Raw genomic sequence first — 17,999 nt, 5'->3', positions numbered from 1 at the left:
ATTTTTAACGTTTGATCATTTACATAAAAATTAGTGTTAATTTTTATATATTTTTTCTGTATTTGAGAGTTTTAAATTAATATTATAAGTGCTACGTTATAAGAGTTGTGTAATGTTTATAGTTTTAAGTGATATTTCTATACATTCGATAATTAATCTATTAAAGACTTTTCTATTACACATGCACATACTCAAATTCAGACGTTTTATTTAATACGCCTGTTTTGAATATGCGCTAATAATCCTAATGTTGAGCTATCGTGATCATTATTTTCACCTTCTCCACCAATCATTGGCAATAGTTCATTTGCTAGCTCTTTGCCAAATTCAACACCCCATTGATCAAATGAATTAATATTCATTAAAATGCCTTCAACAAAAATACGGTGCTCATAAAGTGCAATTAAACGACCAAGAGTAAAAGGCGTCAATAAATCTTGAAGCAAAATAATACTAGGTCGATTTCCTTTACAACTTTTATGAAGAGCTAAATTATCCACATCAGTATTATCAGCTCTATGAATAATATGTTGTCGCTCTTTAATATCGCGACCCTTCATCAAAGCTGCTGACTGTGCCAAACAATTAGCCACCAGCATATCATGCATATGACATAAATTTGGCTCATGCCCTTTTGCAAATAAAATAAATTCTACAGGAACGATATCTGTTCCTTGATGTAAGAACTGAAAAAAAGCATGTTGTCCATTTGTCCCTGAAGCCCCCCAAACAATCGGCCCACTTGGAAAATTCATTGGCTTACCATCTAAAAAAACTTGCTTGCCATTTGATTCCATATCAAGCTGTTGTAAATAAGCTGGCAAACGCTCCAAACGCTGCGCATAAGGAACAACAACACGTGATGTATAACCACAAATCACGCGATGCCAGAATCCTAAAAGGGCAAACCGAATAGGAATATTTTGATGTAAAGACGCACTTTTAAAATGTTGATCCATTTGCTGAGCGCCTTTGAGAAATTGACGAAAGTTCTGACCACCTATTGCCAACATAATAACAAGGCCAATTGCTGACCAAACTGAATAACGCCCTCCTATCCAATCCCAAAATCTAAAAATTTTTGATGGAGCTATACCAAATTCTATCACTTTATCGACTGCACTTGATACAGCAACGAAATGCGTTTTTATCGCTTCCTCACCTAAATGCGCACTAATCCATTGACGTGCAACACGAGCATTAAGTATTGTTTCAACTGTAGTAAAAGTTTTAGAGGCAATAACAAATAACGTTGTTTCTGGATTTAAATTAGCAAGAGTGTCAGAAATATGTGCACTATCAACGTTAGAAACAAAATGACAACGTGGACCATTATGATATGGCTTCAAGGCACCCGTAACCATTGCAGGCCCAAGATCAGAGCCCCCAATACCGATATTCACAATATCAAGTATTTTCTCACCACTGCTTCCCTTATAACTTCCATCGCGGACCATTTCAGAAAATGTTTCCATGCGGGAAAAAACAGCTTGAATATCTTGAACAATATTGCATCCATCTAACATAAAAATTTCATCGACAGAAAAACGCAATGCAACATGAAGGGCTGAACGTTGTTCTGTTTTATTAATAATTTCACCAGAAAACATTGCTTTACAACAGTCTAATACATTTGTTGCAACAGCAAGATTATCCAAAAGTCGCAAAGTATTAAATGTTACACCGCACTTTGAAAAATCAAAAAGAAAATCATCAAGTTTTAAAGAAAAATGAGTAAAACGTTGTGCATCTTCTGTAAAATGTTGACGGATATCACAAACCCTATCTTTTATAAGATGCTGTTTTAGTGCCTTCAAAGTCTCATTAAAAGCTTTTTCATTACGAATTATCAATTATATCTCCCTAACCATTGATAATAGAATTTTAAACATTAATGGTAACAAGATAGAAAACTATTCAACTTACTTTTTATTGCATGCTTACAAAATAAAGCTACGCAAAAATAAAAAAGATAAAGTACTAAAATGATATCTTTCAAATAAAAAATTTAAAAATCTATTCACCTTTTATTCTTAAAAAAATCAGTCAATGTGGCTAAGATCGTCTTTTAAACGCAGAGCTTGTTCTGCTTTTGGTTGTACAAAACGTCCAAGTAAGAGATAAACAACTGGCGTCATAAAAAGAGTAAAAATCGTTGCTAGACCTAAACCACCAACAATAACCCATCCTAAAGCTATACGTGCTTCTGCGCCAGCACCTTTTGCTAAAACTAAAGGAATTCCTCCTAAGATAGCGCAAATCATTGTCATACATACTGGGCGAAGACGAATATTTGCCGCATCTTCTACAGCTTCACGCACACTTTTACCTTGCTCACGTAACTGATCTGCAAATTCAACAATTAAAATACCATTTTTTGCCATAACTCCCACCAATAAAATCAAACCAATTTGACTATAAATATTCAGACTAACACCGCTAAAAAGCATAGCAATTACAGCACAACCAAGTCCTAATGGTACAGTAGCTATTATAATAAAACCTGAAATAAAACTCTCAAACTGCGCAGCTAAAACCAACAGAATAATCACAAAGGCGATACCAAAAACACTCATGAAACTAGAAGATGTCTCACTAAGTGTTGCAGCTTCACCCAAAGGAATAATATAATTTCCTTCCACTAATAAAGGAGAAGCAATATTTTCTATAGCTTGATACGCATTTCCCAAAGAAACACCTGGAGCAAGATTTGTACTCAACACAACTGCACTCATACGTTTTTCTCGTTTTAACTGTGGTGCAATAGCTTTTTCATGCAAATTTGCAATAACGGATAAAGGAACATATTTATTGTCTGTAGTTTTAAAAAAAACATTCTCCAGATCAGACGGATCAGTAATGGGGTTCTTACGCGATGTCAGTTTAACATCGTAAGAATGATCATCTACATAAATAGAACCGATCTTTCTTCCATCTAACATTGCTTGTAGCGTATTACTCAAATTAGTAATATCAATACCTAAATCAGAAGCTTTTTCTCGATCAATTTCAATAAAAAATTGTGGTTGTGTTGCATCTACCGTAAGCCGCGGACGAATAAAGCGCGTATCAGATTGCAAAAGCTTAATCAGCTCGCCAGCAATAGATTGTAATTTTGTATAATTATCTCCGAGAATTGCGAATTGTAATCCTTGACCAGTTCCTCGGACTCCTAATGAATTTCCTTGAGCTGCAAATACGAATACTGCCGGAAATGCTTTAACCTTCACATTAATATCTTCTACAATCTCTTGCTGGCTCCGAGAACGTTGATCCCAAGATGAAAGCAACAAAACAAGAAAAGCACTATTAGGTGAACCACCAACTCCAGCAACAGAGTAACTATTAACAATCTCACCAGCATCACGCAAAGGCTCTAAGCTCTCTTCAATCTGCTTCACCTGCTCATTCAAATATTGCACTGAAATCCCTTGTGGCCCATTAATAACTAAAAAAACAACGGCCCTATCTTCTGTTGGTGTTAATTCCTGTTGTAATTTCATGTAGCCTCCAAGACAAAGGCTTGCAAAAACAAACGAAACCAGTACAGCAGTCCAAGGACGTTCTAAACATTTATGTAAACTATAAGCGTAGTTCCTGCTAAAAAAAGTACCTAATTTATCCAAAAGAGCAAAATAATGCGCTTTTTCTTTACTGTCTTCAACATATTGTTTAAGAAAGCGTGAAGCAAGCATAGGACAAAGCGTCAAAGCAACAACTGAAGAAAGCAAAATGGAAATAGCTAAAACAAAACCGAATTCTCTAAAAAGTCCTCCAACCTGTCCAGGAAGAAAAGAAATAGGTACAAAAACAGCAACTAAAGTTAATGTCGTTGCTAAAACAGCAAAAAATACTTCTTGTGTTCCTACTACTGCTGCTGATCGAGATCCTAATCCCATATTACGCCTTCGAACAATATTCTCAAGAACAACAATTGCATCATCCACAACAAGTCCCGTTGCCAAAACAAGTCCTAAAAATGTCAAGATATTCAATGAAAACCCTGCAAGATAAATCGCTGCAATTGTCCCTATAAGAGCAACTGGAATAGACAAAATAGGAATAAGTGTTGCACGAATATCTCTAAGAAAAAGAAAAATAACTAAAATAACACTTAATATAGCGATAGCTAAAGCAACCTCGACTTCATGAAGAGCACTTTGAATAAAAATAGCATCATCACTAAGAATACTCATATGCACAGAGGGAGGCAAAACACCTTTAAGTTGTTCAAGAACCGTGCGAACACCTTTAGAAATATTGAGAGTATTGGATTGCGCTTTACGTACAATCCCTATCCCAATCCCTGTTTTCCCATTAACGCGAAGAATAACTGTTTCCACATCAGGGGATAAAGTAACACGTGCAACATCTCCAAGTTTCACATGAGGCTTTAAGATAACTTGTTCAAAAGCTTCAGGTGTTGTCAAGCGAGCAGTCGCACGTACAATTAAGGTTTGTCTAGAATTGCGCAATGATCCTACAGGAGCATCAGTTGTCATATCAGCAAGAACACGCGAAATATCACCCACAGTCAATCCATAGCTAGCAAGCTTCACTTGATCGACATCAATCTGAAAAATTTTCGTGCGAGCACTATCAACTTGCACATCACCAACACCATCAACAGCAGAAAGCGTATCAATAATTTGATCATTTACAATCGTTGTTAAATCATCAATATTCATTGTTGGTGAAGTCACAACTAAATACATCATCGAAGCAGCATTTGAATCTGCTTTAATAATTAAAGGTGAATCTGCATCTTTTGGTAGAGAATAAGTAATGCGAGAAATAGCATCACGAATATCAGATGCTGCAACATTTAAATCAACACCAACATTAAAATTAATTTGTACACGAGAACGACCAAAAGAAGAAGTTGAAGAAATTGTTTTAACTCCTGAAACACGAGCAACAGCATCTTCTATAACTTTCGTAATCTCACGATCAATTGTTTCTGCTGATGCACCAGAAAAAATTGTCATAATCGTCGTTACTGGAATATCAACATCGGGCAATTCGCGTACATCAACATTCATCCATGCAGAAAGTCCTGCAATTATGATCATAGCATTCACAACAAAAGTGAAAACTGGCCTCCGAATAAATAATGCGATCATACTACCTTGTTCTGGCTCTGTTACAAATTGTTTTGTTTGAAGCTCTTGACTCATTATACATCCCGCTTATTCATTACTCATAATTACTTAATTACTGTTGGAACCTGTTGAGTCTTCAACAATGACACTCTTACCTGGATAAAGCGTTTGCCCCCCTTGTATAACAACTTGATCATCATTCTCTAAAAACGCTTTTACAAACATTTGATCTGTTTTATGCTTAATAATCGATACTGGAATACGTTCTACCTTATCTTCTCTTACACACCATACAAATGACCCTTTACTATCCCATTGAACCGCCAGGGGATTAATAACAGGAAATACGCCGCTATCGAATCGAAATGTTACAGAAAAAGACATACCAGACATAAGTGTATTTTTTTTATTTTCGATCTCAACTTGAACGCGAAATGTACGGCTTGCAACGTCAACTATATTATCAATCGCATGAATATAACCAACGAAAGTCTCATTCGGCTGTGTTGTTAAAGATACAACTACTTCATCTCCTTTGCTAATGCGTGATACATATCGTTCAGGTACCCATATATCGATTAAAATGCGCTCTCTATTTTCAATACGAGCTATTTCAGTATTAAGAGCAATAGCATTCCCTACATCAATAGGTAAAATACCAACAATTCCATTAATTGGTGTACGAATTGTCCGCCGATCAAGTGCTAATTCAGCATCGCGCAAAGCCAAATTTGCATTATCTAGCTCTAAGCGTGCTGTCAGTTCTTGCACCTCTGTTGCTGTATTAGTAGCACGTAACTTCAGAATACGCGAAAGCGTTAAAGCACTATTATCACGTTGTACCTTAGCTCTTGCAGCGGCTATCTCTTCCTTTTTAGAATCAAGTTTTGCAATCAAATCACCAGCTTGCACTTTTTCTCCAGCTGATACAAAAAATTTATCAATAACACCTACCGACCAAGGAGTTAATCCTACCGCTGCAATAGCTTTTCCGTTGCCAATTAAATTGAGCGTTTCATTAAAATTTTTAACCTGAACAGAATCAACAATAACTTTCGCTGCCGACATATTTGTCGGTGATTTTAGTATTTTATGGGGCACATTTTTTACTTGATTTACTGCATGAGTAGAATTTTCTAAACTGTATTTTGATTTACAATAAGAAATAATCAAAACGAAAGCTAAAAGGACTAATGGAACAGTCTTTTTCCACAATTTGACACCTCTATCCTTGATTTATAATGAATATACACATCTGTATGAAATAATTTTGTGTAATATTTAAGTTTTATCAAAAACCAAATTACAGATAGTGTCTCTTAAACTTTCATCACAAAAACGTATCTCATCTATACTTGACTATCTTTCGTAGATCAGACCGTCAAGTTAACTATCGTTCATATTGGAACTCTATTATGATACAATGATATAAATATTATGGAGAAACTTTCTAGCAATCAAAAAATTACAACAGTATTTAAACAACAATATATAATAAACTAATAGAATATAATGGACTAATAGATAAAAATCTCTATTTTTGCCAAGTTTCACTTGTAATTCGCTAATGAAACAATTAAGAATTCCATATCCTAACTAAAAGAACTGAGTGTGCACCCGTAGCTCAGCTGGATAGAGCACCAGACTACGAATCTGGGGGTCAGGAGTTCGAATCTCTTCGGGTGCACCAATAGGTTTTGTGAATAATATGTTAATTTCGTTTATATTTTTTAAATACTAAAGATAGTGTAATTAAAGGTAAGGAAATAGAATCTTACATTTTCCTTTTTAGCTCATTATAAATTGAAAGTTCTTTCCGAGCTATTTTTTGTTTTGATAAATCCAATACTGACTGAACAAAAAATTATGGTACCTCAGATTATTACAATCGAGATAAATACAAACTTTACACAAATGCTTTGCCCCCATGAATATAAAAAAATAAAAAATGTAAATCTTATATTTGTAATAGATTATGCTCCATTTTTTTCGATTCATGAGCTCTGCTTCTAGTTAGCTGACATACTTTTTGAGCTTTCTTAATAATTTCTGTGACTTTCTGTGCTCTACTGAATGATATACCGACACTTTTAGCGAGCTTCTTATAATCTCTATCATCAAGGGTTTGATACTCCCAAAATGTAAGACGATCTTTGACTTTATCCACAAGACCTGTAATTTCTCCGCAAAGTGAGGGATTGGCATTTAAAGCTTTGATCTGATCTTCTTCAGACATAGAAAGGATATTTTGCACTGCTTGACTAGGCATTTTTATCGCTTGCTGACAACGTTCTTGTTTTTCTTGGTGCTCTTGAAGAATGTGCTCTCTAAGAGAAACTACAATACTTATATAATTATCAAACTCCTGAGTGAGATTAAAGTAATCTTTCTTAGCTTGTTTGCGCTGTGGACTGTCAATACCCAATATTTCCGTACCTGCCAATTTAGACATATATTTAAAAAGACTCATATTCTGTCTGATATACTGTTCACCGAAACCTGAATCTATATTAACAAGATTGATATCAGCATCCAATATTTTCGAGCTTTTATAGACAGATTTTGATAAAGTTTTGATTTTTTGTCGACTCTTTTGAACGAAAATATTACCTGCAATTCTTGCAACAATTTCTTTTTCCGTCAAAGGAGCTACTTTTTCTTCTGGAATAAGAATATTCTCAAAGTTTTCTGGCACAGAAGCTCTAAAAGTAAGTTTGTCACCAAGCCGTAATGCTGTTAATGTTTCTGGTGCAAAATAATCTTTTTTGCATATAACATACTTATCATTTATCATGAGCATGATGGAATCTGGGCTATAACCTTTACAAATACCCGTATAGGTAGAACCTTCATTTGGCACTACAATAACCCTATTTATCACCTTTGCATACTCATCAAAAGATCCCGCATTCCTTATGGCATTCATGAATTCTCTTAAAACATCCACTTTTTCTGGATTGGAGATATCTTCAAATAGATGACACATAGGAGTGATATTGCCTACAGCTCTGCCATCACGTGGTAACGCAGCATTATTAGCAGATCGCATGCGTTGTTCTGTTACAACCGAGAAGTCAAGCCTATACCCTGCTGCTTCGGCTATTTGTTCCATAAATATCCGTTGTGCGCATCCATTTCCAACTGCAAAAGGTCTTAAATTACTAAACAAAGCAAATATCATCGATGCTTCATAAACAAACTCTTTATGTGATAAACCTTTCAAATTATTCTTTTCGGCTAGTATTTGATCGATTCTCTCTAAACCGTCTTTAATTTTATTATTGACTGGCACCGTGGTAACTGTGCCATCTAAAAATGTAAATGGAATATCACAGGTATGCCCAGCCCATTCGAACGTTTTCTCAAACAAACATTTATGAAGATATTTTAGATAAGATGAATCAAACTTTTCTGGTAGCGGTTCTTTTTTAAGCCTGTACTCTGCTTCTAATACATCATAGGCACATATATCTTGAAACTCTATGCCCTGCAATTCATATTTATTTTTCAGCGTTAAACTATTAGCATAGATATAGCCATTTAGCAAAACCTCATCCACCGGAATATTAAATTTCTTCCGTGTAAGATCTCTGAATAACAAATAATCTCTAAGTAAAAAATCTTTAAGTGAAAAATCACTAGATGAGAGATCATCGCGTAAAAAACTATCAGCTGCAGTCACATACCTCTTTATAAAGGCAAACTCCTTAGGAAGAATGTAAAGCCCATTAATCATATATACGTTGATAGACATCTCTACAGACTTTCGTAGTTCCTTTTGAGAAATATCTATCGACTCTGTACTCGATTTATTGTCTATACTAATCACTCTGTTTTCGTACTTCTGTGATGTAAAAGCTTTAGAACTAGGAGATTTTTCCATGCACACCTCAAACGATCAGTGCACACCTTTCAGCTTTTTTAAAACTTAACGATTATTATTTACAGTAATAAATACAAAGTATTTTTCACTTATTTTCAATATGTTTTTTATTATAAAAAATATTAATTATATATTTAGAATGATTAATAGCTTTTGTTTCTAAACCAATTATATAGAGATCAATTTTTAGATAATGAATGCCTTGGCAAAAAATCATTTTAAAAACAATTAAATTAGAACAAAGCAAAACATAACTTTTATGAACATTGGATGTAGATTTTAAGAAAATATCTAAAATATAAGATCAGAAAAAAAGATATTATCACCTTATTATTAACGATTTTTCAAATATAAAACTGGTTTTTAGATTAACTATTGCTTGGAGATTTAACACTATCTGTTATTTTTGGATTTTCAAAATAATCCCGAGATCTGTTCTATTGTTTTAAAAGAGTCACCGATCATTTAAGAAGTGCTTACGCTATCACTTCTTCCATATACTTAAAAAATACAGATATATCCTATGATCACCAGAAAACATATAATTCCGGAAAATATGATGAGTTCTTTATCTTAAACTTTCATGACAAAATTTTCCAATTAACACATAATTTTTAGACATACGTTTCATTTACCGCATTGCATAATGAATTGCTATTTTTTCTTAAGTGTGTTGGAGTAAGCTCCATCTGAATTTCGTAACAAATTAAAATCTATTCTTATGCGCAGATTATCACCTTCCGATATCTGCAAAATCATAATGCTGATCCAATCTCCACCAATCTTTCCAATATCATAACAACAGCTACTCATGGCATTGAAACAAATAATAAACAACTTTTCAACAGCCGTTATATCCGTAGAAAATGTTTACCGTTCTCCCTTGTTGTTCTTGTACAAATAAAACAGTCAAAAGAATTGACCCTCCAACGCTAATTGATCGAACAACAAGAGTATGATTATATCATCAACATGTAAGTTAATATAGCAAAGTATTGCTTCTATTATTATCATTTAAGATAAAATGAAGTTATTATCAGGATAAAAATGACAAAAATTGTATTACAAACCTAGTCATACCCTAGAAAGAAAAGTACGTTAGCAAATGATAGCAAAAAGAATAGAGTTTTTGAAAAGCAATATAGACAAGCATCCTATTTATATGGTATATACTTTGTTCTATCTGATCTTTTGACCTAATAGTTTTAAGAGATTTTGGTTATTGCTTATTTATTTTTAATATTAAAACAAAGTAGGATAAGTTGTGCAGGTACTCGTTCGTGATAATAATGTTGAGCAAGCATTGCGTGCGTTGAAAAAAAAGATGCAGCGTGAAGGTATCTTTCGTGAAATGAAGATGCGTGGATACTACGAAAAACCATCAGAAAAGCGTGCTCGTGAAAAAGCAGAGGCTATTCGCCGCACACGTAAACTTGCTCGTAAACATGCACAAAGAGAAGGGCTGATCAGTGGCAGTCGTACTTGTTCTGCGCGATAAGCCTATTTTTATTGATATAATACAGTAGTTTAACTGAAAACATAAATAGGTGTGGAAGTTTGTGCGTAACTGCTTTTGTAATGCAAACTGTTTTATTTTAATGGCTAAGTATTATAAAATAATTTGGTTATTTTTTAGGAAATCATTACACTCATCTTATAGGACAAAGTAACTATATGCAAAGTATTCTTTATGATTCTTTGTGTCGGTAGAGTTTTATATCCCTATTTTTTATATGAACATTATACATATAAATCTGAATCGTTCAGATATAAGGCTGTGCTGAAACTAAATATAAAAAATAATAATTATACTATGTAGATTATTAACAAAAAGAGCTTTTTGATTTTAAATAATTTAATAAGCATACTCTAAGAATACTGGCTCCACAGACCTACCCCAAATAGAGTGATAATTAGATAAAAATTTATCAGCATTTGTTCTTCCCATTGCTACCACTTCCTCCAAAGGAGCTAGAAAATCTGTCTCATCAAAACCGTCAATATCATACTGATGGCGATTTTTTAAACCTTTACGTGAAATAGCAAGGGCATGACGTGCTAATTCTAAAATTATAGTCTGACGAAAAGGTGTTTTTAGCCCCTCTTTAGCAACGCGTGTATACATTTCTAAAACTTCTTCAAAGCACCAATCTTTCGTCAAAGCCTCTGCTTCATTTAGTGCCTCACTATCATAAAGAAGACCAACCCAAAAAGCAGATAATGCACAAATATGCTGTAAAGAACCACCATCAGCGCCTCTCATTTCCAAAAAGCGTTTTAACCGTACTTCTGGAAATAAAGTCGATAAATGATTAATCCAATCTCCTATCGTCGGTGCGAAATTCGCAATCTGCCTTCTTAAAGCTCCATTCATAAATTGGCGAAAAGTTATATGCGTACAATCATAATAATGCCCATCACGCACAACGAAATACATTGGTATATCAAGTGCCCATTCAACGTAATCAGAAAAACCAAAATACTCAGAAAATACGAAAGGGAGTATTCCTGTTCTCTGATTATCAGTATTATGCCAAACATGAGAACGCCAAGATAAAAAACCATTCGGGCGCCCCTCAGTAAAAGGGGAGCTAGCAAATAATGCTGTTGCAATAGATTGTAACTTCATTGCTACTTGCATTTTGCGTCGCATATCAGTCTCAGATGAAAAATCAAGATTCACCTGAATAGTTGCTGTTCTATACATCATATCAAGACCGTTATGACCAACTTTTGGCATATAATTGGTCATAATTTGGTAACGTGATTTGGGCATTCTTGGTGTTTCATCCAATGTCCATTTTGGACTAGCTCCCATACCTAAAAAACCAATACCTAGCGGCTGTGAAATTTTTTTGAGAAGCTCTAAATGCCTCATGACTTCACAGTAAGTATGACCAATTGTTTTCAGGGGTGCCCCAGATAACTCAAACTGTCCCCCAGGTTCTAAAGAAATAGCGCCTTGATCTACTGATCCTAGGATTCCAATAATATTCCCTTCATCTAAAATAGCCTCCCATCCTAAAGCTCCTTGCATTTTTTCCAATAACACTCGGATTCCTCTTGCGCCTTCATATGGAACAGGACGCAAACTATCTAAATAAAATGGAAACTTTTCATGTTCTGTACCGATACACCAATCATCCTCTGTTTTACAGCCCTCTTCGAAATAACGGACTAAAGAATCTAAGCCGTTAATTTCACTTTCATCAGTTGTATCAAGTGCCATAAATTATTTATCCTATTATCTAAGTATACTATTTCAATGAATTGTTTTGAATGATATTGCAAGTCTCTTGACCAATTGACCAATCCCCCATCGTAGCATTAACAAGAGTTAGTGCAGCAACAGCTGCGGTGTCAGCACGCAAAATACGCGGGCCTAATGATACAGAAAATACAAAAGGATATTTCTTTAAAAAAACTCGCTCCTCTTCACTAAAACCACCTTCTGGACCAATAAGAACGCCCAAAGGCTTTGTTCCATGCTTTCTTAAAAGAGGAATTGGATTATACGATTCGTTCAATTCATCACAAAAAAATAAAGCATGCGTTTTATCCCAATTTTCTAAAAATGTTTCTAATGATACAGCAGGTGCACATTTTGGCAAAGATAAAATACCGCATTGTTCAGAAGCTTCTATAATATTGGCCTCAATACGGGCCATATTAATACGAGTAACTTGTGTGTGATGGGTTATAACGGGATATAAAACAGATACCCCCATTTCTACAGCTTTTTGTATCACATAATCCAAACGCATATGCTTAAGGGGAGCAAAGCAATAAAAAAGATCCGAATGTATTGGCTGCAACCTCTCTTGACGTATAAGACGAGCCACCACAATTTTTTTTTTAATAAAAAGAAGTTTGGCAAGCCATTCACCATCCTGTCCATTAAAAAGCAAAATCTCAGCGCCTTCTTTCATACGCAAAACATGTATAAGATAAGAAGCTTGTTGCCCCTCTATTACTATTTCTTCGTTTAAAGCCAACAATTGCCGAACAAATAGTCTTTTCAATTTATAATTTGCACGCATAAAAAGTTTTTACCAGAGCTTTTTAAAATCGTCAAAAGAGTGCAGCAATAAAGAATAATCAATAAAAAATAAAATCTATAAAAACTAAATTATGAAAGAAAGATAAAATTTTTTTATTTTTATAAGATATAGCTGGAACAAATAAAATGTTAAACGATTTTTAGTTTCATAAAAATTCATAATTAATAATAACAGTATTGTACTGATAAACCACCTTGTAATTGGAGAGAAATATGTCTGTTCAAAAGGCTACAATTATCACTATTACCTCAATTCTAGCCTTTATTCTAGTTACTATAGGAATTAGTTCAGTTGGAGCAGATGAGACTTGCGCAATTATCCAAGATGGCTACTGTATTTCTACTCACTTCAGTACAATGTAGATACATTAGCATAAATAGACACGTAAGTATATTCTTAAAATTTTATATAAAACAATATTTCCTAAATATTCCTCACATTACCACCTAATAATGAAAAAATACTAATTTTCATGAATATTTTTCTTGACGAAAAAATTACCGAAAATTTTCTCTGTGGGACTGAATGAAAAAATTAAAGGTTGTACAAGACTGTTATTGAGACACTCAATATCTTTGCATATAGTCTCTGAACGATTATTTTTCTGCAATTTTGCTCGTAATATCAAATCATTCTGTCCATTCTTAGTGTCAAAAGTTTCTATAGCTCTATGAATAAACAAATTCCAATCTTTAGTATGCATTAATGCTTCTGTTACAGATATTGTACCATCTAACAATTTCGCCTTAATATCCAAACGATCAAAATCTATTGAATGCTTCTGATCATACGTTAAAAGAAACTGTTCATTTTTTGAAAGTTTATTTTGCAAATCATTCAGATTATGCCCTATCACTTGACCAGAAAACATATTCAATGTTAACTGCCCTTGCATCTGAGTAAGAATTTTTGGCCAGCAACCAGGAAACATCTGCATTGTCATAATGAAGTTGGTTTTTGCTTGTAAAAGTGGAAAAAGTCCTAAAGCTAATGAAATAGCATGCGCATCAACAGAAGTGCCCGTAGCACTTCCTTTAATGTTTGCTCTTTTACCATCTGGAATAATCTGGATGTTACTTTGAATAGAACCACCAAAAATATTTACATTTCCAAGATCAAAAATGCCATGTCCATTTTTAATTTGGATTACTGCAGCCAAATCGGTTAATGCAATACCACCTATTTTTGCTTGTGGGGCGGAAAGTCGTATATCTAATCCTATACGATTTAAAAAAGCGACATCAAAAAATTCATTTTTCTGTTCAGAGCAAAAAAGTAACAATTTCAAAATATCAAAATCAAGCTTATCAAAACCTAAAGACCCCATGAGAACAGGTACGTGATTTTTAAAATCAAATTCTAAGGCTCCACGTGCATTTGCTGTGCCCATTGTAAATATAACATTGCTCATTCGGACATGTGCCGGCTGTGCTAAAAAATCAGATTCCCATACAATAGGCATCTTTAACCCATGCCCCCAAAGCTGATTACCACCAATCCATGCGACTGTCTGATCCCAACCAGGAGAACGCAGCGAAACCTTCCCATCAAAAATATAATATTCAGATAACCGTGCCTGTCCCTTAAAAGTTATACCACCACGCACAGAATTGAAACTCACCTGAAGTGAGCTTTTTCCTCCTGCTAAAAGCAACAAAGCTTGATCAGCATTAATGAATAATTCGGTCAGCTCTCCATGCCAACGAGCTTTTGCACGAAACTGCATTGCCTGTGTTAATCCAGGCCAATCTATTGATGCATTTAATCCTGTTATTTGTTCCATTACAACAGAAGCATCATCACGATACATCAATGTACCATTTTCAATAACAATACGCCCAAAAGGTTGATTTAAAAGGCTCGCTACATCTGGATTATCAGGATTACGCTTAATAATTTCACGAGCACTCTGTATTGCCAAACCGAATGCACCTTGTGATCGCAAAAGTGTATCAAAAAAATCAGATATCGTTTTAGCAGGTTTATCCATAATAAATTTTGGATACATAATTCGTGTTTCTGAAAAAGAAATACGCCCCCAAAGAAGAGAAACCAAAGAAAGATCAACTTCTATCGATTCTACTTCCATTAAAGGTGCAGCTAAAGATGCAGCACTTTCCATTTTTGGTGTTAAAGTAACTCCTGAAAGAAATGCTTTTGGATAAGGAAAAATTTTCAATTTTGGAAGATCACGTAATTGAACACTATAGCCAGTCCATACGCTTAAATCCTGTGCCAAACGGATACGAATCGCGTCTGTTGATACAATATAGGGCACAATAATAACTGCAGCCCCAACTAAAAAAACAATTGCGATAAAAATTCCACTTAAAAATTTTATTATTTTAATGCGCACAATTTTCCTCTAAGCTCTCGTTCTTATCACAAACTAAAATCAAATAAAATGAAAGTTCAGAAAATTTTTTAGGATCTTGAAATCTATTTATATATATTAAAAGTTGAATTATTTCCATTTTTATCGAAATCTTATTGGAACAGAGATATTATTATCTTTTCATCAAACAATTCATTTTAAATACCTTCATCATGTTAAAAAAACACATAAGAACCGTTGAGCCGCTTTTTTTATTCCAACTTAAACATTGCTATAAAACTCTATTTTATAATCAGTAAATGCTTTATACAAAACCAAATAGCCTTACCGAAAGGATCCCTCTTATGGATAATATTATTGACGGCAAAAAACTTGCCGAAGACATTCTTGTCAAAGTTAAAAATGAGACAGAAAAACTCTACAATAATTATAAAATACAACCTGGTATCGCTGTTATTATTGTAGGAGACGACCCCGCAAGCCAAATTTATGTTTCATCAAAAAGTAAAAAGGCTGAAGAATGCGGCTTTCTTTCAGTCAAACATGTGATGCCCAAAGAAACAAAAGAAAAAGAGCTTCTTCAGCTTATCGAAACATTAAATTCTGATCCTAAAATCCATGGCATTTTGGTGCAACTGCCTCTCCCTACTCACATCAATACAAACAATATAACACAAACTATCGCTGTCGAGAAAGATGTTGATGGTTTCCACTATATAAATATAGGAAAACTTGCAGCAAACATCTTCGAAGACACAATCGTTCCTTGCACACCAGCTGGGATCTTGATGATGATTCAACAAAAATGTGGCAAAGATTTATCCGGTCTTGATGCCGTCATCGTCGGACGATCTAATATTGTTGGCAAACCCATGGCGGCCCTCTTAACAGCCGTCAATGCCACAGTAACAATTGCGCATAGTCGTACCCGTGATCTTGATGAAGTGTGCCGTAGTGCTGATATTTTAGTAGTAGCTGTTGGTCGTCCAAGGTTGATTAAAAAGGAATGGGTTAAAAAAGGAGCAGTTATTATCGATGTTGGTATTAATCGAATTGAAACATCAGAAAAAAATACAATGAAACCCCGTATTGTTGGCGATGTTGATTTTGAAGAAGTTAGGGAAATAGCTACTGCCATAACTCCTGTGCCAGGAGGTGTTGGCCCTATGACCATTGCCATGCTTATGGTCAATACGCTTAAGGCTGCCGCCCGAACCCATAAATTACCTGTACCAGAATTCTAAAAATTTTACGCACCTTTATTACATGAATAATAAATTTTTATATTTTAATAATGCTATAATAGAAAATATTTTTGAGCTGCACAGCGTACTGATATTCATATATAATGCACGTATATTTATGCTATATCTATTATTAAAAGATCTTACGATATGATATTCCGACGTTCAATTACCTGATTACCTGCAATGATTAAATAATCCTATAAACATCACAGAAAATCGCATTACCGCTCTCCATCAACACAACAGAAATATCATCAAAAGTGTTTAATGCTATAAGAGATGGATTGTTGTTGGATACTTTGAATATATAATCATCTGCAGCGCAATCATTTCCACCAATAATACATTGAGAGAAGTTTTCTTTGCATCTCAAGCTAAAGAAGATTTCAGCGCCAGCATAAAATGCTAACAAACACCTTACTTAACCATAGAAATTGTTTTTGAAAAAATATCTCTATTTCTTATTAACTTGCATATTTAATTGTCAGAAAAAGCATTTCATTTTACGATATTTTCATTATTTTTTACTTCTTATATTTCATCTTCGGCAGGTGAGCAGTAGACTTGAATCAGGTGACGGGCATGCTGCAAAACTGCTCGGATAGGCATTTCCATTTCAGATCCATTTTGACAAGCTTCTTCGAAACAAGCATATTTTTGAGCCCCTTCAAAATGAAGAGCAATAAAACGAGATTGAATTATAACCGGCAAAGTCAATGTCAATCTTGGTTCAATAGCACTCCTAGCATAAATAGGTAAAACAAGTGCTTGTGATTGGAGATCAAGGGCTTGCTCTAAACGATCACTATCTGGAAAAAAAGAAGCAGTATGTCCATCAATACCCATTCCTAAAACAGTAACATCAAACGGCATAGGCAAAGTGTTCACACGATTAGCCGCTGAAAAAGCCGCAAGCTCAGCAGTCACTGCTTTATGATAAAGTCCTACGAAACGTGCTTTAGCAGCAAAATTTTGTAACAAATAACGCCGTACACAATACTCATTTGAACGCTCATCGCTAACAGGGACAAAGCGTTCATCAACCAAAGTTATAATAACATTTTGCCAATCAATATCAACTTTCGACAAATAATGAAAAAACAGCTCTGGTGTTTTTCCACCAGAAACAGCTAAAATTGCTTGTTTACGCTCAAGAATAGAGATGCTAAGCTCTGCTGCAACCCTATCCGTTAACGCCAATGCTAAAGCAGAAGGTGTTTCAAAATTTAAACGGTTGATATTCATTTCATACATTATTATCATCCCAAATAAGTTATTCTACACGCACCTATCACGTTCATTCAAAATAGTTAAAATAAATATCCTCTCAATGAACGAGAATTTGCTCATGCATAGAAGGGCTGATTGTCT

At 34.5% G+C, this 17,999-nt stretch carries 11 protein-coding genes and 1 tRNA gene; 4 read left to right on the top strand and 8 right to left on the bottom strand.

Going from position 1 to position 17,999, the window contains the following annotated elements:
- Positions 1-206: 206 nt before the first annotated feature.
- The 3 genes from pgi to Bho11B_RS02270 all read right to left on the bottom strand — a co-directional run bounded on the left by pgi (position 207) and on the right by Bho11B_RS02270 (position 6,317).
- Positions 207-1,853 carry a glucose-6-phosphate isomerase gene (pgi, locus tag Bho11B_RS02280; RefSeq protein ID WP_078674134.1) on the bottom strand — a complete coding sequence of 549 codons (1,647 nt, stop codon included), beginning with the start codon at positions 1,851-1,853 and terminating at the stop codon, positions 207-209.
- A 189-nt stretch (positions 1,854-2,042) separates the two neighbouring features.
- On the bottom strand, positions 2,043-5,177 hold the full coding sequence (locus Bho11B_RS02275) for an efflux RND transporter permease subunit (RefSeq protein ID WP_078673553.1): 3,135 nt from the start codon (positions 5,175-5,177) through the stop codon (positions 2,043-2,045).
- Positions 5,178-5,210: 33 nt separating this feature from the next.
- A complete protein-coding gene (locus Bho11B_RS02270; protein ID WP_153300830.1) occupies positions 5,211-6,317 on the bottom strand; it encodes an efflux RND transporter periplasmic adaptor subunit in 1,107 nt (368 codons plus the stop codon).
- A gap of 398 nt (positions 6,318-6,715) precedes the next feature.
- Here Bho11B_RS02270 and Bho11B_RS02265 point away from each other — a divergent pair.
- A tRNA-Arg gene (locus Bho11B_RS02265) sits at positions 6,716-6,792 on the top strand.
- Positions 6,793-7,059: 267 nt separating this feature from the next.
- On the opposite strand, the gene Bho11B_RS02260 is transcribed toward Bho11B_RS02265, so the two are convergent.
- The gene (locus Bho11B_RS02260; RefSeq protein WP_153300818.1) at positions 7,060-8,985 is read right to left on the bottom strand and encodes a BID domain-containing T4SS effector; all 1,926 of its coding nucleotides are present in this window, start codon (positions 8,983-8,985) and stop codon (positions 7,060-7,062) included.
- Between the two features lie 1,264 nt (positions 8,986-10,249).
- On the opposite strand from Bho11B_RS02260, the gene rpsU reads away from it, so the two are divergent.
- Complete coding sequence (gene rpsU / locus Bho11B_RS02255) at positions 10,250-10,483, top strand: 30S ribosomal protein S21 (protein WP_035005704.1); 234 nt, start codon at positions 10,250-10,252, stop codon at positions 10,481-10,483.
- 357 nt (positions 10,484-10,840) lie between these two features.
- Here the strand turns inward: rpsU and Bho11B_RS02250 are convergent, their stop codons facing one another.
- Together Bho11B_RS02250 and Bho11B_RS02245 are read right to left on the bottom strand one after the other, a co-directional pair.
- Positions 10,841-12,214: a glutamate--cysteine ligase gene (locus Bho11B_RS02250; protein ID WP_078673551.1), complete on the bottom strand. Its 1,374-nt coding sequence runs from the start codon at positions 12,212-12,214 to the stop codon at positions 10,841-10,843.
- Between the two features lie 28 nt (positions 12,215-12,242).
- Positions 12,243-13,025: a 16S rRNA (uracil(1498)-N(3))-methyltransferase gene (locus tag Bho11B_RS02245; protein WP_078673550.1), complete on the bottom strand. Its 783-nt coding sequence runs from the start codon at positions 13,023-13,025 to the stop codon at positions 12,243-12,245.
- 233 nt (positions 13,026-13,258) lie between these two features.
- On the opposite strand from Bho11B_RS02245, the gene Bho11B_RS06940 reads away from it, so the two are divergent.
- Positions 13,259-13,408, top strand: coding sequence for a hypothetical protein (locus tag Bho11B_RS06940; RefSeq protein WP_167884991.1), 150 nt, complete (start codon positions 13,259-13,261; stop codon positions 13,406-13,408).
- A gap of 101 nt (positions 13,409-13,509) precedes the next feature.
- On the opposite strand, the gene Bho11B_RS02240 is transcribed toward Bho11B_RS06940, so the two are convergent.
- Positions 13,510-15,402 carry an AsmA family protein gene (locus Bho11B_RS02240; RefSeq protein WP_078673549.1) on the bottom strand — a complete coding sequence of 631 codons (1,893 nt, stop codon included), beginning with the start codon at positions 15,400-15,402 and terminating at the stop codon, positions 13,510-13,512.
- Positions 15,403-15,725: 323 nt separating this feature from the next.
- Between Bho11B_RS02240 and folD the strand changes: the two genes are divergently transcribed.
- Positions 15,726-16,625 carry a bifunctional methylenetetrahydrofolate dehydrogenase/methenyltetrahydrofolate cyclohydrolase FolD gene (folD, locus tag Bho11B_RS02235; protein WP_078673548.1) on the top strand — a complete coding sequence of 300 codons (900 nt, stop codon included), beginning with the start codon at positions 15,726-15,728 and terminating at the stop codon, positions 16,623-16,625.
- A gap of 534 nt (positions 16,626-17,159) precedes the next feature.
- On the opposite strand, the gene pgl is transcribed toward folD, so the two are convergent.
- Complete coding sequence (gene pgl, locus Bho11B_RS02230) at positions 17,160-17,882, bottom strand: 6-phosphogluconolactonase (protein WP_078673547.1); 723 nt, start codon at positions 17,880-17,882, stop codon at positions 17,160-17,162.
- Positions 17,883-17,999: the final 117 nt, after the last annotated feature.

Source organism: Bartonella sp. 11B, assembly GCF_002022625.1.
Taxonomy (GTDB): domain Bacteria; phylum Pseudomonadota; class Alphaproteobacteria; order Rhizobiales; family Rhizobiaceae; genus Bartonella; species Bartonella rochalimae.
The sequence above is the reverse complement of the archived record's forward strand: the minus strand, read 5'-3'. Positions and strand labels throughout refer to the sequence as shown.

Bases quoted from the DNA above. Each gene is read 5' to 3' on its own strand.
- folD (WP_078673548.1), top strand. From the start codon at position 15,726: ATGGATAATATTATTGACGGCAAAAAACTTGCCGAAGACATTCTTGTC.
- Bho11B_RS02245 (WP_078673550.1), bottom strand. From the start codon at position 13,025: ATGCGTGCAAATTATAAATTGAAAAGACTATTTGTTCGGCAATTGTTG.
- Bho11B_RS02250 (WP_078673551.1), bottom strand. From the start codon at position 12,214: ATGGCACTTGATACAACTGATGAAAGTGAAATTAACGGCTTAGATTCT.
- pgl (WP_078673547.1), bottom strand. From the start codon at position 17,882: ATGTATGAAATGAATATCAACCGTTTAAATTTTGAAACACCTTCTGCT.
- Bho11B_RS02275 (WP_078673553.1), bottom strand. From the start codon at position 5,177: ATGAGTCAAGAGCTTCAAACAAAACAATTTGTAACAGAGCCAGAACAA.
- Bho11B_RS06940 (WP_167884991.1), top strand. From the start codon at position 13,259: ATGTCTGTTCAAAAGGCTACAATTATCACTATTACCTCAATTCTAGCC.
- Bho11B_RS02260 (WP_153300818.1), bottom strand. From the start codon at position 8,985: ATGGAAAAATCTCCTAGTTCTAAAGCTTTTACATCACAGAAGTACGAA.